Origin of the sequence: Micromonospora sp. CA-244673, assembly GCF_050948395.1 — a bacterium.
Taxonomy (GTDB): domain Bacteria; phylum Actinomycetota; class Actinomycetes; order Mycobacteriales; family Micromonosporaceae; genus Micromonospora.
In genome coordinates, this window is record NZ_CP192019.1 from 1,221,849 (window position 1) to 1,242,835 (window position 20,987).

At 74.3% G+C, this 20,987-nt stretch carries 22 protein-coding genes; 14 read left to right on the plus strand and 8 right to left on the minus strand.

Annotated elements, in window-relative coordinates:
• The first annotated feature begins 25 nt into the window (after window positions 1–25).
• The 5 genes from ACQP12_RS05915 (at window position 26) to ACQP12_RS05935 (ending at window position 3,774) form a co-directional block, all read left to right on the plus strand.
• Entirely contained in the window at window positions 26–619 is a 594-nt protein-coding gene (locus ACQP12_RS05915) for a pentapeptide repeat-containing protein (protein ID WP_433285668.1), read from the plus strand.
• Between the two features lie 52 nt (window positions 620–671).
• Window positions 672–1,124 carry a pyridoxamine 5'-phosphate oxidase family protein gene (locus tag ACQP12_RS05920; protein ID WP_433285671.1) on the plus strand — a complete coding sequence of 151 codons (453 nt, stop codon included), beginning with the start codon at window positions 672–674 and terminating at the stop codon, window positions 1,122–1,124.
• Window positions 1,125–1,241: 117 nt separating this feature from the next.
• Window positions 1,242–2,381 (plus strand): hypothetical protein, encoded by a 1,140-nt coding sequence (locus ACQP12_RS05925; RefSeq protein WP_433285673.1) that lies wholly within the window; start codon window positions 1,242–1,244, stop codon window positions 2,379–2,381.
• Window positions 2,382–2,500: 119 nt separating this feature from the next.
• Window positions 2,501–3,379, plus strand: coding sequence for a hypothetical protein (locus ACQP12_RS05930; RefSeq protein WP_433285675.1), 879 nt, complete (start codon window positions 2,501–2,503; stop codon window positions 3,377–3,379).
• 83 nt (window positions 3,380–3,462) lie between these two features.
• Window positions 3,463–3,774: a hypothetical protein gene (locus tag ACQP12_RS05935; RefSeq protein ID WP_433285677.1), complete on the plus strand. Its 312-nt coding sequence runs from the start codon at window positions 3,463–3,465 to the stop codon at window positions 3,772–3,774.
• A gap of 6 nt (window positions 3,775–3,780) precedes the next feature.
• Here the strand turns inward: ACQP12_RS05935 and dacB are convergent, their stop codons facing one another.
• Window positions 3,781–5,364, minus strand: a complete 1,584-nt coding sequence (gene dacB, locus ACQP12_RS05940) for a D-alanyl-D-alanine carboxypeptidase/D-alanyl-D-alanine endopeptidase (RefSeq protein WP_433285679.1) — start codon at window positions 5,362–5,364, stop codon at window positions 3,781–3,783.
• Between the two features lie 306 nt (window positions 5,365–5,670).
• On the opposite strand from dacB, the gene ACQP12_RS05945 reads away from it, so the two are divergent.
• On the plus strand, window positions 5,671–5,952 hold the full coding sequence (locus ACQP12_RS05945) for a HesB/IscA family protein (protein ID WP_357937827.1): 282 nt from the start codon (window positions 5,671–5,673) through the stop codon (window positions 5,950–5,952).
• 1 nt (window position 5,953) lies between these two features.
• Here the strand turns inward: ACQP12_RS05945 and ACQP12_RS05950 are convergent, their stop codons facing one another.
• The 4 genes from ACQP12_RS05950 to ACQP12_RS05965 form a co-directional block, all read right to left on the minus strand.
• Entirely contained in the window at window positions 5,954–7,057 is a 1,104-nt protein-coding gene (locus tag ACQP12_RS05950) for a beta family protein (protein ID WP_433285681.1), read from the minus strand.
• Window positions 7,058–7,191: 134 nt separating this feature from the next.
• Window positions 7,192–7,731 carry a PepSY domain-containing protein gene (locus ACQP12_RS05955; RefSeq protein WP_433285683.1) on the minus strand — a complete coding sequence of 180 codons (540 nt, stop codon included), beginning with the start codon at window positions 7,729–7,731 and terminating at the stop codon, window positions 7,192–7,194.
• Window positions 7,732–7,788: 57 nt separating this feature from the next.
• The gene (locus ACQP12_RS05960; RefSeq protein ID WP_433285685.1) at window positions 7,789–9,084 is read right to left on the minus strand and encodes a HAMP domain-containing sensor histidine kinase; all 1,296 of its coding nucleotides are present in this window, start codon (window positions 9,082–9,084) and stop codon (window positions 7,789–7,791) included.
• Window positions 9,081–9,773 carry a response regulator transcription factor gene (locus ACQP12_RS05965; protein ID WP_433285687.1) on the minus strand — a complete coding sequence of 231 codons (693 nt, stop codon included), beginning with the start codon at window positions 9,771–9,773 and terminating at the stop codon, window positions 9,081–9,083. Before ACQP12_RS05965 ends, ACQP12_RS05960 begins: the two co-directional genes overlap by 4 nt.
• A 103-nt stretch (window positions 9,774–9,876) precedes the next feature.
• On the opposite strand from ACQP12_RS05965, the gene ACQP12_RS05970 reads away from it, so the two are divergent.
• The 6 genes from ACQP12_RS05970 to ACQP12_RS05995 all read left to right on the plus strand — a co-directional run bounded on the left by ACQP12_RS05970 (window position 9,877) and on the right by ACQP12_RS05995 (window position 15,181).
• Entirely contained in the window at window positions 9,877–10,350 is a 474-nt protein-coding gene (locus tag ACQP12_RS05970) for a septum formation initiator (protein WP_433285689.1), read from the plus strand.
• Window positions 10,351–10,475: 125 nt separating this feature from the next.
• The gene (locus ACQP12_RS05975; RefSeq protein ID WP_433285691.1) at window positions 10,476–10,877 is read left to right on the plus strand and encodes a hypothetical protein; all 402 of its coding nucleotides are present in this window, start codon (window positions 10,476–10,478) and stop codon (window positions 10,875–10,877) included.
• 252 nt (window positions 10,878–11,129) lie between these two features.
• The gene (locus ACQP12_RS05980) at window positions 11,130–12,188 is read left to right on the plus strand and encodes an IS110 family transposase (protein WP_433285693.1); all 1,059 of its coding nucleotides are present in this window, start codon (window positions 11,130–11,132) and stop codon (window positions 12,186–12,188) included.
• Window positions 12,189–12,233: 45 nt separating this feature from the next.
• Entirely contained in the window at window positions 12,234–13,016 is a 783-nt protein-coding gene (locus ACQP12_RS05985; protein ID WP_433285695.1) for a hypothetical protein, read from the plus strand.
• A gap of 201 nt (window positions 13,017–13,217) precedes the next feature.
• Window positions 13,218–13,610 carry a cupin domain-containing protein gene (locus ACQP12_RS05990; RefSeq protein ID WP_154230262.1) on the plus strand — a complete coding sequence of 131 codons (393 nt, stop codon included), beginning with the start codon at window positions 13,218–13,220 and terminating at the stop codon, window positions 13,608–13,610.
• Between the two features lie 215 nt (window positions 13,611–13,825).
• On the plus strand, window positions 13,826–15,181 hold the full coding sequence (locus tag ACQP12_RS05995; RefSeq protein WP_433285697.1) for a pectate lyase: 1,356 nt from the start codon (window positions 13,826–13,828) through the stop codon (window positions 15,179–15,181).
• A gap of 37 nt (window positions 15,182–15,218) precedes the next feature.
• Here the strand turns inward: ACQP12_RS05995 and ACQP12_RS06000 are convergent, their stop codons facing one another.
• The gene (locus ACQP12_RS06000; RefSeq protein WP_433285699.1) at window positions 15,219–16,406 is read right to left on the minus strand and encodes a threonine synthase; all 1,188 of its coding nucleotides are present in this window, start codon (window positions 16,404–16,406) and stop codon (window positions 15,219–15,221) included.
• A gap of 8 nt (window positions 16,407–16,414) precedes the next feature.
• A complete protein-coding gene (locus ACQP12_RS06005) occupies window positions 16,415–17,449 on the minus strand; it encodes a DNA polymerase ligase N-terminal domain-containing protein (RefSeq protein ID WP_433285701.1) in 1,035 nt (344 codons plus the stop codon).
• 118 nt (window positions 17,450–17,567) lie between these two features.
• On the opposite strand from ACQP12_RS06005, the gene ACQP12_RS06010 reads away from it, so the two are divergent.
• Entirely contained in the window at window positions 17,568–18,350 is a 783-nt protein-coding gene (locus ACQP12_RS06010) for an aldo/keto reductase (protein ID WP_357937799.1), read from the plus strand.
• Window positions 18,351–18,395: 45 nt separating this feature from the next.
• Here the strand turns inward: ACQP12_RS06010 and ACQP12_RS06015 are convergent, their stop codons facing one another.
• Window positions 18,396–19,535, minus strand: a complete 1,140-nt coding sequence (locus ACQP12_RS06015) for a GH12 family glycosyl hydrolase domain-containing protein (RefSeq protein WP_433285704.1) — start codon at window positions 19,533–19,535, stop codon at window positions 18,396–18,398.
• 319 nt (window positions 19,536–19,854) lie between these two features.
• Between ACQP12_RS06015 and ACQP12_RS06020 the strand changes: the two genes are divergently transcribed.
• Window positions 19,855–20,961: an FAD-dependent monooxygenase gene (locus ACQP12_RS06020; RefSeq protein WP_433285707.1), complete on the plus strand. Its 1,107-nt coding sequence runs from the start codon at window positions 19,855–19,857 to the stop codon at window positions 20,959–20,961.
• Window positions 20,962–20,987: the final 26 nt, after the last annotated feature.

The following is a 20,987-nucleotide window of genomic DNA, read 5'->3' on the forward strand; positions in this document are numbered from 1 at the left end:
GGCCGGCCACACTAGTCTCGGCCGCATGCCGGAAGCCGTCGAGGACGTCACCTACCGCCACGAGGACTGGTACGCCGAGGAACTGGTCGACCGGCACTTCGTCCGGTGCGAGTTCTTCCACGTCGACCTCACCGAGGCGGTCAGCCAGGGCGCCACCTTCACCGAGTGCGTCTTCGGTAACGTGGCCCTCAACGCCTCCCGGCACACCGACTCGGCCTTCACCCGCTGCACCTTCAAGCGGTGCAACCTCTTCGAGGCCGAGTTCACCGGCTGCAAGCTGGTCGGCAGCAGCTTCGAGCAGTGCGACCTGCGCCCGCTGCGCGTCGAGGGCGGCGACTGGTCCTTCGTCGCCCTGCCCGGCGCCGATCTGCGCGGCGTACGCATCACCGACGCGCGCCTGCGCGAGGCCGACCTGACCGGCGCCGACCTGACCGGCGCGGTGCTCACCGGCCTCGACCTCTCCGGCGCCCAGCTGCACGCGGCCAAGCTGATCCGGGCCGACCTGCGCGGCAGCGACCTGACCGCGCTCGACCCGACGGCGGTCGAGCGGGCCGGCGCGGTCGTCGACGCGGAGCAGGCCGTCGTGCTGGCACAGGCGCTGGGCTTCGAGATCCGCTGACCGGCGCGGAAAGGCGCCGCGGGTTGTCAGGTTTTCCTGCCAGGCTGGCCGCATGACATGGTGGTCCGACGTGGTGGCGTCCGAACCCGACTTCGCGGCGCGCGTGCGCGCCCGCTTCGCCGTCCGCAAGCACGGCACGATGGCGACCCTGCGGCGGGACGGCTCGCCGCGGATCAGCGGCACGGAGTTCGACTTCGCCGACGACGGGGAGCTCCGCCTGGGCAGCATGGCCGGCGCACTGAAGGCGCTCGACCTGCGCCGCGACCCGCGGGTGGCGCTGCACAGCCCGACCGAGGACACCCCGGAGGACGACCCGACCGCCTGGGGTGGGGACGCGAAGATCGCCGGCCGGGCCCACGAGGAGCCGGCGGGCGAGGACGGCTCGCACGGGTTCCGCATCGAGGTGACCGAGGTGGTGCTCACCCGGGTCGGCGACCCGCCGGACCATCTGGTGATCGAGAGCTGGCACCCTGACCACGGCCTGCGGCGGCGCGAGCGGCGCTGACCGCCGCTGTCGGGAAGTTGCCTCCGGTCGACGGCTTCTCGAAGATCGAGGTGTGTGTCATCCTCCCTGCGGCGGGCCACGGGACGGCCGCCGGCGCCGGTGGCCGAGGGAGGGTCGGTGGCTGAGGACGAACTCACGCAGACCGGTATCCGGGTCGGGGGGTGGCTGCCCGCCGTACCGGCCGAGCCGGCCCGCGCCCCGGAGCCGCCGCCCGGGCCCCGCCGGTTCCCCGGCGACCCCGCCGCCCCGCCGGCCGACGCCGCCACCCCGCCGGCCGGGCCCTCCGCGCCGCCGGTCCCGGACGCCCCGCCCGCCGAGCCCGCGGCCCCGAACGTGCCGGCCCGCGCCGGTCCGGACGCGCCACTCGCGGCGCCCAGGCCCGTCACGCCCGTGCGGCACTCCGCTCCGGAGGGCGTCGCGGCCCGGCTCGCCGGGCTGATCGGTCCGGCCGCGGCGAGGGTCCGCACCGCCGTCGGCGCCCCGCCCGACCGGCCCACCCGGGTCGGCGTGGCCCGCGCCCGACGTCGCCGGCGGCGGATGATCCTCGCGGGGGCGGCGCTGACCGCGTTGGTGCTGGTGCTGGCGTACGCCGGTCGGGGCGCGGAGCCGGACGGCGCCCCGGCGCTGCCGGCGGCCGCGCCCACGGCTGCGGCCCCGGCGCCGACCGCCGCGCCGCCCACCGTGGTGCCGGTGACCGGGAGCCCGGCCCTTCCCGGCGGGCCGCTGCTGAACCTGGACCAGGAGCCGGTGCCGCCGGCGGTGCCGCTGACGGCGCTCGGCACCCGGGACTGGCTGCACTGGGGTGGCGCCGGCGCGGCGAGCGCCCAGCGCAAGCAGCGGGGCACCGGCGAGATCGGCGACCTCGCCGGCGACCGCCTGGAGCACAACGCCGGCGTCTCCGCTCTCACCTGGACGGACGGCACGCCGACGGCCCGGCAGGACGGGACCCGGTCCGGCGTCTTCCAGCGCGGCGCGGGGAAGAGCTTCGCGCTGAGCGTGGCGGGCAGCGGTGACCTGCGGACCGTCCGGCTCTTCGTCGGCGCGTTCTCGGCCGGCGCCCGGCTCGAGGTGCGGCTCTCCGGCGGCGGCGAGCCGGCCGTCCGTGAGGTCGCCCTCGCCGCCGGGGACCGCTTCTTCCAGTACGTCGTCCACTTCCGCGCGCCGCGCGGCCAGCGGCTGCTGGTGACCTGGCGGGCGCTGACGGTGGTGGGGGCGGAGAACGACGGGGTGACGCTGGAGGCGGTCACGGTGAGTTGAGCCGCCGCCGCCACCGATCGGCAACGAAGTGGAAACTGCCCCCGCCGACATATGGCGCACCGACGCCCATGATGGAAACGTGAACCGGCGGCCGGAGCGCGGCGGTGAGCGGAGGTTCGGTGGGGCAGCGAGACAACGGTCCGGTCGGTGACCGGACGCCGTACCCGCACGGGCAGACGCGGTCGGCGCTCCGCCGGCTCGCGCGGTCCCGGCAACGGCGGCGCTGGCTGCTGGAGGCGCTGGCCGCGCTCGCCTGCCTGGCCGCGCTGGTGGCCTATCTCGGCAGCGAGCGGCACGACACGCCCCGCGAGGAGAGCGCCGTGCTGCCCGCCGCGCCGACCGGCCGCCCCGTGCTGCCGCCCCCGGGCGGCGCGCAGGCCGGTGCCGTGACGCCCGGGCTGCACCCCCGCCAGCGCCCACCCTCACCCAGCCCGTCGCCGTCCACACCCGCGGTCCCGTCGACGCTGACCGTGAGCCGGTCCGACGTGCCGGCGCGGGTCGACCTGAGTGCGGTGGGCACGGTCGACTGGGTCCAGTGGGGGCACCTCGGCGCCCGGACGGCGGTGCGCAAGCGGCACGGCTCCGGCGACATCCGCGACGAGGGCGGCCGGGGCCAGCGGCAGAGCTACAGCAACAACCCCGAGGCGTACGCGTGGCGCGACGGCGCCCCGGCCCGATCGGCCGACGGCACTATGTCCGGGGTGTACACCTGCGACCGGGGCAGCGGCTTCACCCTGGCCGTGGCCGCCGACGGCCAGCCCCGCACCGTGCACCTCTACGCCGGGCTGTGGATGGCGCGTGCCCGCCTCGACCTGCGGATCTCCGGCGGCGGGCCGACCAGCACGGTCCGCCTGGAGGATCCGCACACCGTGCGGACCGCCGACTTCACCATCCGGTTCCGCGCGCCGGCCGGCGCGAAGCTGCTGATGAACTGGACGGTGGAGGAGTCCCTGGGCGACTGCGGCAACGTCAGCCTCCAGGCGGTCGCGCTGCGCTGAGACAGTTTGTCCGTCGCGGCCGGCGCGGGACGTCATACGGTGCCGATGTTCCCGTCCGACCATCCGCTGTGGAGGCTCGACCGATGAGCAGCAGTGTCCGCGTCGTCCGTTCCCTCCCGCCGTCCGACTGCGACGTGCTGCGGGAGATCCCGCTGCCGCCGTACGTGACCGGTGAGGACGCCCAGTTCGCGGTGCGGGCCGTGGTGGTGCACGCGCCGCGACGCTGGTCCGGGGGGACGATCTGCCGCAACGACGCCAGCCCGCACCCGTGCCGGCTGCACCGCTGGGGCCGGCGGGTGCTGGCGTTGCGGGGCCTGCCGCCGGCCGAGATCGACGCGCTCATCGAGCGCGGCGACCCCGCCGCCGAGCCGGGTCCGCCCCGGCCCGGCGCCTGAGCGGGCTCAGCAGACCGCCGGCTTCACCCAGGAGCACTCCAGGCCCTCGGGCACCCGCGGCGACTGTGGCGCCGCCGGCACCGACAGCCGGGCCGTGGTCGTCGCCTTTCCGCTGTACGAGGCCAGCGCGATCGCGATCTGGTCCTCCAGCCCCTTGACCGACGAGGTCAGGTAGTTGTTGAGCACCACGGAGAAGGCCAGCACGTGCCCGTCGGCGTCGGTGGCGTAGCCGGAGAGGCTGGACGCCCCGGTCAGGCTGCCGGTCTTGGCGTGGACGTTGTTGGCGGCCGCCGTGCCGGTCATCCGGCTGCGCAGCGTGCCGCCGACGAACCGCTCCGGGTTGCCGGCCACGGGCAGGGCCGCGTACCAGGTGTCGAACCAGGGTTCGGCGCGGACCGCCGAGAGCAGCGCGACGAACTGGGCGGGTGGGATCATGTTGCGCCGGGACAGCCCGGAGCCGTCGCGCTGGCGCAGGGTGCCGGTGTCCATTCCGGAGTCACCGACGTACTCGCCGATCGCCGACAGCCCGGCGGACCAGGTGCCGGAGCCGGAGAGCACCCGGCCCAGCTCCTTGGTGAGCACCTCGGCGTGGCCGTTGTTGGAGAGCTTGAGGAACGGCACCATCAGGTCGGCCAGCGGCATCGAGTCGTGGCGGGCGACCGGCTTGGCGTCGTCCGGGGTGGCCTGGCCGAGCACGGTCCGGCCGAGGACCCGCACCCCGTGTCGGCGCAGCGCCGACCGGAAGACGTCGGCGGCGTACCCGGTGGGCTCCCAGACCGTCATCCAGTCGCTCTCCTCGGCCTGGCCGACCGCGATCTGGCCGGTGACCACGATGGTGTTCCCACCGTGCTCGCGCTCGAAGGAGATCGTCGTCTCGCCGGTGGCGACCGTCTGGGCCCGGTTGTCGATGCGCAGCCAGCCGTTGGCCGGCGTCATGGTGACCTTCGGCCGCGCGCCAACCTGGCCGCCCGGTGCGGCGTGCACGATCACCGTGCCGGCGTCGTAGTCGGTGTCCGGGGCGACGGTCAGCGCGGAGACCTGCGCCGCGTAGTAGTAGGACTCGTCGTCCCAGGTCCAGTCCGGGCCGAGCCGGGTCCGGTCGTAGCGGGTGTCGTCGGCGACCAGGTTGCCCGTCACCACCCGTACGCCCGCGGCGGCCACGTCGGCGGCCAGCCGGTCGTAGTCCTCGGCCAGCATCGTGGGGTCGCCCCCGCCGCGCAGGTAGAGGTTGCCGGAGAGCAGCCCGGCCCGGCGCACGCCGTCGCCGGTCACGTCGGTGGTGAAGCGGTGCCCCGGCCCGAGCAGTTCCATGGCGGCCGTCGAGGTGAGCAGCTTGGTGTTCGAGGCGGGTATCAGTCGCCGTTCCCCGTTGCGGTCGTAGAGGGTCTCCCCGGTGGTGGTGTCGACGACGACCACGCCCGCCTGTGCCCCGGCCAGCCGGGAGTCGGCGAGGATCGCGTCGATGGTCGCGTGCAGCCGGGTCTGCGCGGGGGTGGGCGCTTCGGCCGTGGCGGTGGGAGCGCCGGCGGTGGCCGCGGTGGCGGCCAGCGCCAGCACCGCGAGCGCCCGGGGGAAGAGACGACGATGCATGTTCCGATGCTGCCATGGAGCTTTCCTCCAGAGAAGACTCCACAGCGAAACTTATTGACGAAAGCTGGTGGAATACCCGCCTGGCGGCGGAAGAAACATTCCCGGCCGCCGCTTCGCCCGCCCGGTGTCGACTGACCCGGCTCTATTTGACGGATGCCCGGGCAGGGGGCACCGTAGGCCGTGAGGGGCGCTCGACCTGCCCTGGTTTGCACGGCGAAGCCTGATTCGCCTTCCCGGGGTCCCGACCGGCCGCGTGGCCGCATCGACCCGCCCGCGATTCCCGAAGCAGACACGAGGAGTTCCGCCATGCTGACCATGACCGACAACGCCGTACTGGTGATCCGCGACCTCGCCAACCAGCAGGACGTCGCCGAGGAGGGCGGCCTGCGCATCGCCGCCGACACCGATGCCGGCTCGCTCTCCATCGAGCTGGTCGAGCAGCCGGCTCAGGGCGACCAGGTGATCGACGACCAGGGAGCCCGCATCTTCCTCGACGCCGACGCCGCCGAACTGCTCGACGGCACCTCCGTGGACGCCACCGTCGACGACGAGGGCGTCGTGCAGTTCGGCTTCACCGACAAGGAGTGACTCACCCGGCGCGGCGGGTCTCACCACCGCGCTGCGGCCGGCCGGCACGCCCCCGTTCGGGGACGTCGTGGTCGGCCCGCCACGGCCCGCCGCGCTGCTCCCGCTCGGGCGGGACCAGCGTGGCCAGCACGTGCGCCAGGTGGTGCGAGGTGCTCCAGGCGATCCAGTTCGCCGGCGAGCCGGCACCCGCGCCGCGCCGCGCCCGGCGCACGATCTCGTGGTCGCCCCAGGAGAAGCTCGCGCCCGCGGCCGGCCAGTGCGGGGCCGCGACGAGCGTGCGGCACAGGTCGGCGAAGCGGTCGTCACCCCGGCCGCCCCGGCGCGACCACCGGTAGACCCACCACGCGCCGGCCGCGGTGTAGCGCAGCGTCGGCAGCCGGTCGCCCGGCCCGTCCGCCCCGGGCACCGCGCAGCCCACGCCATAGTCGCCGTAACCGACGCCGAGGTCGGCCAGGCGCTGCCAGAGCTGCCAGTCGAAGCGGTCCAGGCGTACCGGCTCGTCGGTCGGGAGCCGGGCCAGCGTCGGCGGCATCCCGCCCGCCGCCACCGTCACCGAGCGCCAGGCGTGCCGCCGCGCCCACTCCACGAGCCGCCCGATCCGGGGCTCGGCCAACCGGACGTCGGCCGGGCAGCACACGTCCCCCGCGTCGACGAGCAGGTCGCACTGCTCCGGCACCAGCCGGGCCAGCCGCCACACCCGTTCCAGTGCGGCGGTGGTCGCGTCCGGGCCGGCCCGGTCCTGCGCGGTCCGCAGCCGGACCACGGCCCGCCGCGCGTACTCCCGGGCGGCCACGCCGTGCGCCACCAACCGGCGGTCGCCGTCCGCGAGCCCGATCACCGGCACCAGCGGTACGCCCCAGCGGACCAGCTCGCCGCCCGCCGACTCGGGCAGCACCGACACGTCGACGGCCGGAAGGAGCCCGGCCGGCAGCCGGCCGAGCGTGTCCACAGTGCACGGATCCACCGCGTGGACGTCGATGACCGGGGCGAGCAGCGGAGCGGTGGTGTCGTCGAGGTGGGCCAGCGCCTCCAGCTCACCCCGGCGACCGGCCAGCACCGGGCGGTAGACCGGTTCCGCCGCCCGACCGCCGTGGGCGGGCACCATACTTCAATGTAGCGACCCGATCGCGTTCCGCCACAGGCTTTCCGGACCTCGTCGACAATCCATCCGTCCTGGTGGCGGGCGGAGCACCGCGGGTCCGGGCGGAACCTCGTCCGCCCAGGCCCGCGGACCGGCGCTCAGTCGTCGTCGCCGGACCGGTCCCCGCCGTGGTCGTCGTTGCGGTCGTGCGTCCGGCTTCCGCCGGCCGTCCGCCGCTCGACCTCGACCACCGTGCCGTCACCGCGGTGGACCTTGATCTCATAGGTGCTCCCGGCGCGGGCGACCTTCACACTCCACACCGGACTCGCGTGCTCGGTCTCCGCCTCGATCTCGACGATCCGGCCCCCGCCCAGCAGGGCCAGCGCGACCCTGCCCGCCTCCTGCCGGTCCACCGCACCACGCGGGGCCGTGGTCGGGGCGCCACGCGTCGGGGCCGTGCCGGCGGTCGCGGAATCGTCCGCTCCCGGGTTGTCGTCGGCGGTGCCGGGGTTGTCGTCGGCGGTTCCCGGGTTGTCGTCGGCGCTGCCGCCGGCGGGGTCGGTGACGTCGGCGGTCAGGGCGGCCGGCGCGGTGGCCGGACCCGACCCGCCGGCAGTGGTCACGCCGATCGCCGCGCCGGTGACGGCCAGCACCGCGGCCCCGCCGACCGCCGCCAGGACCAGGGAAGTTCGTCGCATCGTCTCCACCTCTCCTCGTTGTGTCCCGAGGATCGGTCCGGGACGGCTAGCGGCGCGCTACCCGAGGTCTAAGGCCCGGTTAAGCCGCGCCGGCCCGAGCCGGAGCGTCACCACCGCCCCGCCGTCGGGTCCGCCGCCCAGCTCCAGCCGGCCGCCGCTGGTCCGGGCGGCCCGGTCGGCGATGTCCAGGCCCAGGCCGGTCGACCCGGCCCGGCTGGCGCCCCGCCGGGCCGATCCGGCCGGAAGGCCCGGGCCGGCGTCCGCCACGGTCAGCGCCACCTGCCCGGCGTCCTGGCCGAGCCGGACGGTGAACGGCGTGCCGTCCGGCGTGTGCGCGAACACGTTGCCCAGCAGCGCGTCCACGGCGGCCGCTAACTCGTCGCCGGCCACCCGTACCGGCAGCGGCCCGGGCGCCAGGTCGAGCGTCACGCTCCGCCCGGTGTCCTCGGCGAGCACCGACCAGAACGCGACCCGCTCGGCGACCACCGCGGCGGCGTCGCAACCGCCGCCCTCGGCCGCCGTGCTGCGCCAGCGGGCCTGCCGGATCACGCCGGTCACCGCCCGTTCCAGGCCGTCCACGGCGGTGGTCAGGCGGGCCGCGTCGTCCGGGTCGCGCAGCGACTCGGCCTCCAGCCGCAGCACGGTCAGCGGGGTCCGCAGCCGGTGCGAGAGGTCGGCCACCTGCTCGCGCTCCTCGCGCAGCAGCACCTGGATGCGCTCGGCCAGGTGGTTCAGCGCGCCCGCGACCTCGCGCAGCTCGGCCGGGCCGGCCGGGTCGACCCGGGCGTCCAGTTCGGCGTTGGCGAGCCGGTGGGAGACCGCGCCGAGGTCGGCGATCGGCCGGACCAAGGTGCGGGCCAGCCGGTCGGCGACGGCCAGCCCCACCAGCACCAGGAGCAGGCCGAGCAGCGCCAGCACGAGCCAGGCCCGCGTCACCCCGGCGGTCAGCTCCGCGCGGGGCACGACGGTGCGGATCACCGCGGTGCCGTCCGGTCGGCCCTGGACCGCGATGACCACCTCCCGCCCGGCGGCGGACTCGACGGTCAGGCTCTGCCCCCGCGCGGCGAGGGCCACCGCCGGGGTACGCGGCACCCGCACGCCGAGCACGGTGCCGTCCGGCAGGAACACGCTCACCTCGCGGCCCGAGTCGGCGGCGAGGTGGTCGACGGTCAGCCGGACAGTGTCCGGGTCGGCCGTGCCGACCACCGCCACCAGGCTCTGCGCGTCGGCGGCGGCCCGGACCGTCGCCCGGTCCGCGGCGACGGTGCGCACCAGCACGGCCAGCGGCACCAGGAACGCGACCATGACGAGCACCCCGACGGCGGCGACCAGCAGCGCCAGTCGGCCCCTCACCGGCTGCTCCCCGGTGCGTCCAGCCGCACCCCGACGCCTCGGACGGTGTGCAGGTAGCGGGGTTCCTGGGCGCTCTCGCCGAGCTTGCGGCGCAGCCAGGACAGGTGCACGTCGACGGTCTTGTCGGCCCCGCCGTACGGAATCCGCCAGACCTCGGTGAGCAGCTCGCGCTTGGTGACCACCTGTCCGGGCCGGCCGGCGAGGTGGTGCAGCAGGTCGAACTCGCGGGGTGTCAGCTCGACCGTCGCCCCGTCCAGCGTGACCTGGCGGGCCCGCGGGTCGATCCGCAGTCCAGCGACCACGAGCACCGGGTCCGTCGCCGGGTCGGCCATCGAGCGGCGCAGCACCGCCCGCGCCCGGGCGTCGAGCTGGGCCGCCGTGAAGGGCTTCACCAGGTAGTCGTCGGCGCCCGCGTCGAGCATCCGGACGATCTCGGCCTCGTCGTCGCGGGCGGTCGCCACGATGACCGGCACCGAGCTGACCGCGCGCAGCATCCGCAGCAGCTCGCCGCCGTCCAGGTCGGGCAGTCCCAGGTCGAGCACGACGAGGTCGGGCCGGTCGTCCAGCGCGTCGCGCAGCCCGTCCAGCGCGGTCGAGGCCGCGGCGACCGCGTGCCCGCGCTCCCGCAGGGCCCGGAGCAGCGGGGCGCGGATGGTCAGGTCGTCCTCGATGAGCAGCAGCCGGGCCACGGATGGCAGGCTAGCCCCTCCCGCCGCCCGGCCCCGCCCTCGTTAACCCAGCCTTAGCGTTCCCCGGAGCCCGGCCCAACCCTGGGTCGGGGAGACTCGGGGCATGGGCCGTCGTCCGATCCTCGCCGCCGCCGGGTGGCTGGCCACCACCGCCGCCGCCACCCTCGTCGGGCTGGCCGCGGTTCAGCTCGTCGGCACGGGCATCACCGGCACCCCCGGAGGCGTACGCGACCAGCGGGAGGTGGCCCGCGCGCTCGCCTCGCCCGCGCCGGTGACCACGACGCCGGGCGCGGTCCCCACGGCGGGCGCGACGCCGACGGCCACGGCGGCGAGCAGCCCGCCGGCAGCGAGCGGATCCGAGCGCACCTTCCGCACCGCCGGAGGGACGGCGCTCGCCGAGTGCGGGCCGACCGGGGTGCGCCTGGTGTCCTGGTCCCCGGCACAGGGCTACCGGGTGAAGGAGGTCGACCGGGGGCCGGACGACCACGTCGAGGTCCGCTTCGTCGGCCCCGAGGGGGAGCACGAACTGCGCCTGCGCTGCCGTGGCTCCGAGCCGGTCGCCACCCCGCACGACTGACGTTTGCCCAGCTCAGAAGGGTCGACTGTCCTTGATCGGACAGTGCTGTCGCTGGTTGATGGACGGTGGGCCGGAATAGCTTCGGGAGCATGCCGCCGCCCGCACCGGCGGCAGGAAGGACCCCCATGTCCAGCTCCAGATCGAGGCGGGGCTCGGCCGGCCAGCCCGCCCCCGACGTGGCGGAGGTCGCCCGCGCCGACAGCGAAATCAACTCCTGCACGCCGGCCGGCCTGCCGGTCACCGCCCGCGTGCTGTTCGCCGTGGTCGACGCGAACGGAACCCTGGTCCGCGGGCTCGGCGCCACGTCGGCCACCCGGTTGGCCACCGGGATGTACCAGGTCGACTTCGACCAGGACGTCGCGGGCGCCGCCTACATCGGCACCGTGGGCCCCGCGGCCGGCGGGCTGGCCCCGCAGGGGGCAATCACGGTGGCGCCGCGAACCGGCATCCCCAACGCGGTCTTCGTCGAGACGTACGCCGCGAGCGGCCACACCGACCGCCCGTTCCACCTGGCCGTGCTCGCCTGACTGTGAGCATGGCGGGGTCGGTTCAGCAGTGGTGAGCTGATAGCCGGCAGTGGCAGGCGTGACCCTTCGCCTGACTGGCTTCGTGCCTTCTAGGGGACTTGTCCGTCTGCTGCTGCCGGTGACCGGCCCGGCGGGAAGCGTTTGGCCTGATCAGGAGCTTGACCGCCAGTTAGCGGCTGGCGTGTCTCATCACAGTCCTGCCATCTCCGCACCGGACCGGACCCGTGCGTCCCCACGGTGAGGAGAGAACGCATGTCCATGCTGGCAGATCTGGTCGAGGTCGTCATCGGCGTCGACACGCACAAAGACACCCACACCGCCGCCGTGCTCGACACCCGCACCGGTGGGGTCCTGGCCAGGGTGGTGGTGAGCACCGACCCGGACGGCTATGCCGAGTTGGTGGCCCTGGCTGAGCGGCACTCAGGGCTGCGGGCTTGGGCGTTGGAGGGCTCCGGCGGCTACGGCGCCGGACTGGCCCGCTATTTGGCTGACGCTGCTGAGCTGGTCGTCGAGCTGGACCGGCCGCTGCGCCCGACCCGCCGCGCCGGAGCGAAGTCTGATCCGATCGACGCCGAACGCGCCGCCCGCGACGCCTTGGCCCGCACCCGGCTGGCGCAGCCCAAGACCGGCTCTGAGCGGGCCGCGTTGCAGATGCGCCTGACCGCCCGACGGGCAGCCGTGGAAGCTGGCGCGGACGCCCAGCGGCAGCTGCACGCCATGGTGATCACCGCCCCGGAGGTGGTCCGGGCCCGGTTCCGCGGCCAGAGCACCCGGATCATGCTCACCACCGCCACCCGACTGCGCCCCAGCACCAGCGCGGACGTTGAGGTGTTCACCTGCCTGACGGTGTTGCGAGACCTCGCCCGCCGCGTCCGCTTCCTCGAGGCCGAAGCCACCGAACACGAAAAGGCCATCCGCGCGATCGTCCGCTCCTGGCGACCGGACCTGCTCCACCTCACCGGCGTCGGACCGATCGTCGCCGCCACCGTCCTCACCGCCTGGTCCCACCCAGGCCGCTGCCGCAACGACGCCGCATTCGCCATGCTCGCCGGCGCCGCCCCCATCCCCGCCTCATCCGGCAAAACCATCCGCTACCGGCTCAACCGCTCAGGAGATCGCCAGCTCAACCGCGCCCTGCACACCATCGTCCTGACCCGCCTACAACGCGACGAACGCACCCGCGCCTACGCCGACCGCCGCCGCACCCAAGGCAAAACCGACCGAGAGATCAAACGCTGCCTCAAGCGCTACGTCGCCCGAGAGCTCTACCGACGCCTGGAAACCCCACCCCAACCACTTGACCCGGCATAGGAGCGTCCCCCCCCGCGGGTCGGGTCCCTGTGGCAGCATCGCGCGGTGCGTCCCCACCGCCTGTTCGTCGCGGCCGCGATCCTGTTGGCCCTCGCCCATCTGGTCGGGCGCTGGTTCGCCCAGCCGCTGCTCCCGGCCGCGCAGGCCCTCGCCTGGTGCGCCCTGGCCGGAGCCGCCCTGGCCGCACCCGACCTGCCCCGGCGCGCCCGGTACGGGCTGGCGGTGGCCGGTCTCGCCGTCGCCGTGGCGCTCCGTCCAGGTAGCGGCGAGCGGCAGTTCCTCTGGGTTGGGGAGCCGCCGGTCGAGCCAGGGTGGACCGGGGACCGACTCCTGTGGGGCGTCGCCGGGGTCGGGCTCGCGGTGGCCGTGTCCGCCCTGCCGAGGCGGGCGCCGGATCGGCGTCGCACCGCGGTCGCCGTCGCGCTGGCCGGGCTGGCCGGGCTGCTCGCCGTGTTCCGTGACTCCGTCGCCCTCCTGCCCCCGTACGTGCTGCCGCCCGACGCGGCCGACGTGCTGCCGCCGTACCTCGTGCTCGTGACCTTGGCTCTGGTGGCCCTGGTCCGGTCGGGGTCGGTGTCCGTCACCCTGGGCCTGGGTCTCGCGGCGGTGGCCGCGCTCGGCGTGACCCCGCCGGCCTGGCCGGCGGGCGGCGCACCGGGCCCGGGTCTGGTCTTCTACAGCGTGGAGGAATACCAGGTCCGGACGACCGCCGGCGGGATCTGGGCCGACCTGCTGGGGTTCCTCGCGGCGGCGCTGGTGCTGGCCGGGTGCCGGTGGGCAGAACGGGCGCGCACACGAGCGCACGGCGCCGTCCGACCTGGGTCGTAACGTCGCCGCGCTCTGGCCGTCTCCCGCCACCGCAGCCGTACGGCGGTACGAAAGCGGGGACCTGGCTCGACCGGCCCGACGTGCACCGGTCTTGTGAGCGCAGATGCCCGTCCAGAGGGGATCCAAACCCCGCTCGGGTGGGGAATTCCACCATTTGCGAGTCCCGGCGTGAGCGGCGCGGGGACCGGGTATGAGCGGGCCATGGAGCATTTCACGATCGCGACCGTCGCCGAGAAGAGCCCCGACTTCCGCCGCGTGCTGTGGACCGGGCAGCACACCCAGCTGGTGATCATGACGATCCCGCCGGGCGGGGAGATCGGCGAGGAGGTCCACGAGGACATCGACCAGATCCTGACCTTCGTGAGCGGCACGGGCGAGGCGCGGGTGGCCGGGGAGAAGAAGGAGGTCGTGGCGGGCGACCTGGTGGTCGTACCGGCCGGCACGAAGCACAACTTCGTCAACACGGGCCCCAACCCGCTCGTGCTGTACACGGTGTACGGCCCGCCGGAGCACGCCGACGGGGCGGTGCACCGGACCAAGGAGGAGGCCGACGCGGCCGAGGAGGCCGGCGAGGACGAGCCGCCCACCTCTTGACCTGCAACATTCCTGCACGTTCCAAGCATTGACGTCGATCTCTGCACGGGCCTAGCCTGGTGGCGCGGGAAAGCCCTTTCCTGGGCTCCGCTCCCTCGCCACCCCGCTACCGGAGACCGGGCCTCCGGCGGGGCGCACCGACCGTCGCGACCGTGGCCAGGCGTCGGCCCTCCAGCCGTGGCGGTTCACCACCACGTGCCTCAAGGAGGACCACCGTGCAGACCTCACGTGCCAGACTCCGACGCCCGCTGCTGCTCGCGGCGGGCGCCGGAGTCACCGTGGCGGCACTCGCCGCCGGGACGATGACGTCGGCCTTCGCCGCCACCGTCTTCTCCGACGGCGACGCCGCCGGCTGGTCCAAGTCCGGCGGGACCTGGGCGGTCGCCGACGGCGCGCTCACCCAGTCCAGCACGTCCAGCGAGCTGGCCCGCCAGTTCGCCGGCCAGACCGCCTGGACCGACTACCAGCTGCAGGCCCGGGTGCGGCCGACCGGGTTCGGCTCCTCCGCCGCCCTGGTCGGGATCGCGGCCCGGGCCAGCAGCAGCACCAAGATGTACCGGCTGGCCCTGCTCGGCTCCGGCCGGGCCGAACTCCAGGCGGTCAACGGCAGCCAGATCACCTCGCTCGGCTCGGCGGCCGTCGGCGCGGCCACCGGCACCTGGTACACGCTGAAGATCGAGGCCAGCGGCAGCACCATCCGTGGCTACGTCAACGGCACCCAGGTCGGTGGCGGGAGCAACAGCCTCGTGGGCGCCGGCCGGATCGGCCTGGTCACCGCGTACGCCGCCGGCAGCTTCGACGACGTGGCCGTGGACTCGTCGGTCAGCACCCCGACCACGCCGCCGACCAGCACCCCGCCCGGCTCGCCCACCCCGACCCCCACCGGCACCACACCGCCGCCGGCCTCGTGGCCGACGCCCACCGCCAGCATCAAGGTGGACGCCACCATCGGAGTCTCCGGCACCTTCGACGGCGGCATGAGGCGCTACTACGGCATCGGCGACGGCGGGCAGTCGGAGAGCCAGGACCCGATGTTCGAACTGGCCGCGGGGGCCACCCTGCGCAATGTGATCATCGGTGCGCCGGCCGGCGACGGTGTGCACTGCGAGGGCAACTGCACGCTGCTCAACGTCTGGTGGGAGGACGTCGGCGAGGACGCCGCCACCTTCCGCGGCGGCACCACGTACACGGTCGACGGCGGCGGTGCCCGGTCGGCCAGCGACAAGGTGTTCCAGCACAACGGCGGAGGCACCGTCCAGATCCGCAACTTCCGGGTGGAGAGCTCCGGCAAGCTCTACCGGGCCTGCGGCAACTGCTCCACCTCCTACCAGCGCCACGTGGTGATGGACAACGTCACCGCCACCGGCACCAAGGTGCTGGCCGGCATCAACACCAACTGGGGTGACACGGCCCGGTTCAGCCGGATCACCATCCTCAACGACCCGAACCGGTCCACCCGGATCTGCGTCAAGTACCAGGGCGTGCCGAAGGGCAGCGAACCGAAGGAGATCGGCGAGGGCGCCGACGGGGTGAACTGCCTCTACTCCGCCTCGGACATCACCTACCGGTAGAGCGGTCCGGCGCGGGCCCTGGTCCCGGGGGCCCGCGTCAGACCGTCGGCAGGCCCGAGACGTCCACCGTCTCCGGGTACTTGATGCCCGCGCCGGTGTTCAACACCACCACCCGCTCGCCGGAGCGGATCCAGCCGCCGCCCCGCAGCTGGCGGGCGGCGGTCAGGCAGGCCGCCCCCTCGGGGCAGAGCAGCAGCCCCTCCCGGGCGGCGAAGTCGCGCAGGTCGGCGAGGATCTCCGCGTCGTCCACGGCGATCGCGGTGCCGCTGCTCTCGCGTAGCGCGGTCAGGATCAGCTCGTCGCCGAGCGGGGCGGGCACGGTGATGCCGAAGGCCACCGTGTGCGCGTCCTCCCACGGGGTGGCCCGCGGCTCGCCGGCCGCGAACGCCCGGACGATCGGCGCGCAGCCGGTGGACTGCACGGCGACCAGGCGGGGCAGCCGGTCCTCCACCCAGCCCAGCTCGCGCAGCTCGTGCAGCGCCTTGTGGATGCCGATGAGCCCGACCCCGCCCCCGGTCGGATAGATGATCACATCGGGCACCTGCCAGCCGAGCTGCTCGACGATCTCGTACCCCATGGTCTTCTTGCCTTCGAGGCGATACGGCTCGCGCAGCGTGCCGGCGTCGAAGATCCGCCCGCCCGACTCGGCGACCAGCTTGGCCACCCACCGTCCGGCGTCGCTGATCAGGCCGTCCACCAGCCGCAGGTCCGCCCCGGCGGCGACGCACTCCCGGCGGCAGATGGTCGGCGCGTCGAGCGGCATGGCGATCGTCGCGCCCATCCCCGCCCGGGCCGCGTACGTCGCCCAGGCCGACCCGGCGTTGCCGTTGGTCGGCATGGCGATCCGCTCGACGCCCAGCTCACGGGCCCGGCTCACCCCGACCGCCGCACCCCGGGCCTTGAACGACCCGGTCGGGGTCAACCCCTCGTCCTTCACGATCAGGTCCGGGATCCCGATCTCCTGCCCGTACGCCGGCGCGCGCAGCAGCGGCGTCCAGCCCTCGCCCAGCGTGGTGACGAAGCGGGGATCGGCCACCGGCAGCAACTCCCGGTAGCGCCACAGGTCGGCCGGGCGGAGCCCGAACTGCTCGGGGGTGACCGCCGCGGCCACCGCCGCCAGGTCGTAGCGGGCCAGCAGCGGGGAACCGCACCCGCACAGGTTCCGCAACTCGTCGGCCGGATGCCGCTCGCCGCAGCGCGGGCACTCCAGGTGCGTCAGGTGCACAAGGCTCCTCAGCTCGGGTCGAGGCTCAGCCAGTGCCGGCTGCGCCGACCCGGCTCGTAGGGGGAGTCGAGGCGCTTGGCCACCACCCCCGGGAGCCCCTGTTCGCGGGCGGTCCGCAGGGCGTCCGCGCCGACCCCCGGGAACCACGGCGGAGTCTGCCAGTGCGGGCCGGTCAGCGCCAGACCGTCGAGCAGTTCCCGGCGCTGCGCGTACGGCACGTCGAGGCTGGTCACGCCCTCCAGCCAGAGCAGGTCGACGGCGAGGAACTGGCCGTCGCGCTTCGTCGGCGGCTTCACCCGCCCGCCCGGGTCGATCCGCACCAGCACGCCGTCGAGCACCGCCTCGACCGGCGCCAGTTCCTCGGCCATCGCCCGCAGCCACGGGTACGCCCCGCCGACGTCCTCGTCCGCGGCGTCGAGCAGCCGCAGGCGGCCGCCGGAGACGTACGCCATCGCCCGCACCCCGTCCCAGCGCAGCTCGTACCCCCAGGCGGCCTCGTCCTTCGGCAGCCCCTTGCCGGGGGTGGTGTGCATGGGCCGGACCAGATCCGGCATCGGCGTCCAGCCCTCCGGCGCCGGGTCGGTGCGGCGGACCATCCAGTCCCGGCCCCGGCCACCGGTGGCGAAGAGGACGTAGCGCCCGCTCGTCCGCCGGCCGTCCAGGACCACGATCACCTCGTCGTCGCGCCACTTCTCCAGGCGGTAGGTGCCGGTGTCGTGGACGGTCATCCGCCCGCCGCCGTACTCGCCGGCCGGGATCTCGCCGTGGAAGGTGAGGTACTCCATCGGGTGGTCCTCGGTGTGCACGGCCAGGTGGTTGCGGCCCGGGTCACGGGGCAGCCCGCGCGGCACCGCCCAGGAGGCCAGCACGCCGTCGTGCTCCAGCCGCAGGTCCCAGTGCAGGCTCCGGGCGTGGTGCTGCTGGATGACGAACCGGGGCTTGCGCCGCGCGGCCCGCTTCCGCTCCGGGGTCTGCACCGGCACCGGCTCCGGGGTACGCGCCGCGTCCCGTTTCCGCCGGTACTCCTCCAGCCGGTCAGCCACCCCCGCATTCTCCGGCAGGTCCGGCCCGCTCGCCCGGTTCCTGCCTCTTCTGCACCGTTCGGCCGCCGCTCGGCGGGTCGCCGGCATGGCGGCGGCGATCACGGGTAGAAGCGTCGGTATGGACCTCGACCAGCCCACCGTCCCGCTGACCGGCGACGTCCGGATGCCGCTGCTCGGCTTCGGCACCTGGCAGGCCACCGGCAACGCCGGGTACGACGCCGTGCTCGCCGCCCTCGACGCCGGTTACCGGCACATCGACACGGCCACGATGTACGGCAACGAGAAGGAGGTCGGCCGGGCGATCACGGAGAGCGGGCTGCGCCGCGAGGACCTCTTCATCACCACGAAGCTGCCGCCCGACCGGGTGGGCCGGGAACGGGAGACCATCGAGGCGAGCCTGGCCGCGCTCGACATCGACCACGTCGACCTGTGGCTGATCCACTGGCCGCCGTCCTCGCCCGCCGACAGCATCCCCGTCTGGCGGGAGATGCTCGCCGCCCGGGACGAGAACCTGGCCCGGACCGTCGGGGTGAGCAACTACAGCATCAGCCAGATCGACGAGCTCATCCAGGCGACCGAGGAGACCCCGGCGGTCAACCAGATCCGCTGGAGCCCGTCCCTGTACGACCGGCAGGTGCACGCCGCACACCGGGACCGCGGGGTGGTGCTGGAGGGCTACAGCCCGTTCAAGACCAGTGATCTTTCCGATCCGGTACTGGTCCGGATCGCCCAGGCGCACGACGTCTCGCCGGCCCAGGTGGTGCTGCGCTGGCACATCGACCACGAGATCGTGGTCATCCCGAAGTCGGTCACCCCGGAGCGGATCCGGGCCAACGCCGACGTGTTCCGCTTCTCGCTCACCGCCGAGGAGATGCGCGACATCGACGCACTCGGCCACTGAGGTGGGGCGCGGCCCGTGCGGACCGCGCCCCGGGATCAGGTGGTGTCACACCCTGGTGCAGGTGGCGCCGTTGAGGGTGAAGCTGCTGGGCGTGGAGAATCCGCCGCTCAGCGTCGCCTGGTAGCCGAAGCTGGTCGAGGCTCCCGGTGCCAGCGTGCCGTTGTAGCTCAGGTTCCGCGCGGTCACGGCGGACCCGCTCTGCGTCACGGTGGCGTTCCACGAGCCGGTGATGTTCTGCCCCGAGGGCAGGTTGTAGTTCAGGGTCCAGCCGTTGACGGCGCTGGAGCCGGTGTTGGTGATCGTCACGTCGGCGGTGAAGCCGTTGTTCCAGACGTTGGTGGCGTACTTCACCGAGCAGGCCGCGTTGCCCGGCGGCGGGGTGCTCGGCGGCGGCGTGGTGGCCGGCGGGGTGGTCGGCGTGGTGCCGCCGGTGTTGACGCTCTGGGAGAACGAGTTGACCGCCAGGCCGACGCCGCCCTGCCACGGCTCGAAGCCGGCCTGGATGCTGGTCAGGTACCAGTCGGCGGTGATCGCGCCCCGGCTGCGGGTGTCGTTGATGAACGCCATGGCGTCGAAGCTCATGCTCGCGATCGGCGACGGCGCAACGTACGAGATGACGTTGTTCGAGCCGTTGCTGCCCCGCCAGACCTCCCAGGTCCGGCCGGCGATGCTGGCGTTGCCGACCACGGAGCCGATGGGCTGGATCGGGCCCTGCCGGTTGAGCCAGATCATGATCTCCATCTGGTTCACCCCGTCCCGCTTGGGCGACGGGTCGAGCCAGATGTCGTACGCGGCGTCGTAGATCGCGCCGCTGACGTAGTTGTAGCTGATGCTGGCCGGCGCGCTGCTGATGCTCTTCACCTGCACGGGCAGGTTGGTGCCGGGCGAGCAGTTCGTGTAGTGGCAACCCACGAAGACCGACGGGTACGAGACCGGCGCGCCGCTGGTCGATCCCACGCCGTCCTGGCGGGTGATGGAGAAGCCGGTGGAGGTCACGTTGATGCACTGCTGCGCGCTGGTGCCCCAGCGGTTGTTCTGCACGACGTACTTTCCGCCGATGGTGGTGGACCCGTACTGCTCGCAGATCTGGGTGTCGGCGGAGGCGGTGCCGCCGAGCGCGACGGCGACGATCGAGCCGGCGGCCAGCAGGCCGGCCGCGGCGAGGGCCCTCAGTGGACGCTTCATGATGCTCCGATTCGTGTCGATGGGCAGTGCCGGGAGCGCTCCCACGCTTAGGCAAACACATTTACATGTCTGAAACTCCGGCGCAACCGTTCCGACCGATCGATCGCACTGGCCACGCTGTGTGAACGTGCCGTGGCTGCCTGCCGCGCGGCCAGCGACCGGGTCCTCCGGTCGGGGCGGGATTCCCGCCGGTGGGAGGGCTCCCGGTCGCTGACCGGGCGTCCACGCCAGGGCCGACGGGGCACTTCCGCCGCTTGGTTGCGGCGAGTAATGTCTTGCCTCCAACGCGTTCCGAACCCCTCCGGAGGCGTACCCCACGATGGGTGGTTCCCCCCTGCGCATCCTCGTCGTCGGCGCGGGCATCGCCGGTCTCGCCGTGGCCCGTGCGCTGCGCCTCGCGGGATTCCGCCCCGACGTGACCGAGAAGCTGCCCCCGACCGAGCGCGCCGACATCGGCCTCTACCTCCCGGGCAACGCGGCCCGGGCGCTGCGCCGGCTCGACCTGGACGGCCCCGTACGCCCCCTGGGCGAGGTCATCCACCGCCAGCGCTTCCTGGACGCCACCGGCGCGCCGCTCTGCGAGGTCGACCTCGACGCGCTCTGGGCCGGGGTGGGGGAGTGCCGCGCCCTGCCCCGCGCCGAGCTGCACCGGGTGCTGCTCACCGGCGCCGGCGGCGCCGTCCGGCACGGCGCCGAGGTCAGCACCGTCGAACCGCTGCCCGGCGGCGTCGCGGTGCGCTTCACCGACGGCACCAGCGGCGAGTACGACCTGGTCATCGGCGCCGACGGGCCGCGCTCGGCGGTGCGCACCCTGGCCGCGCTCGGCGGCCCGCCCCGCCCCGCCGGCCAGGTGGTCTACCGCAGCGTGGTGCGCGGCGGCCCCCGGGTCGCCGACTGGACCGCCCTGCTCGGCCAGCGCGCCGGCTTCCTGGTGGTGCCGCTCGGCGCCGGCCGGCTGCACTGCTACGCCGACGAGGCCGGCACCAGCCTGCCGGCCGACCCGCTCGCCCGGATGCACGAGCTGTTCGACGCCTACGGCGGCCCGGTGCCCGAGGTGCTCGCCGCGCTGGAGACGGTGGACGCCGAGCTCACCACGGAGGTCGAGCTGGGGCGCTGGTTCCACGGCCGGGTGCTGCTCGTCGGTGACGCGGCTCACGCCACCGCGCCGACGCTCTCCCAGGGGGCCGCCATGGCACTGGAGGACGCCGTGGTGCTCGCCGAGTCGCTGAAGGCGGCCGGCAGCGTCGACGCCGCCCTGATCGCGTACGAGAGTCGCCGCCGCCCGCGTACCCGCTGGGTGCGCGACCGGACCCGGGACCGCAACCGCACCCGCGACGTGCCGCCGGCGCTGCGCGACCCGCTGCTGCGCGGACGCGGCGGGCGGATCTTCCAGGAGCACTACCGGCTCCTCACCGGCCCGCTCTGAGGGCCGAAGATCGTAGCCGCCCACCC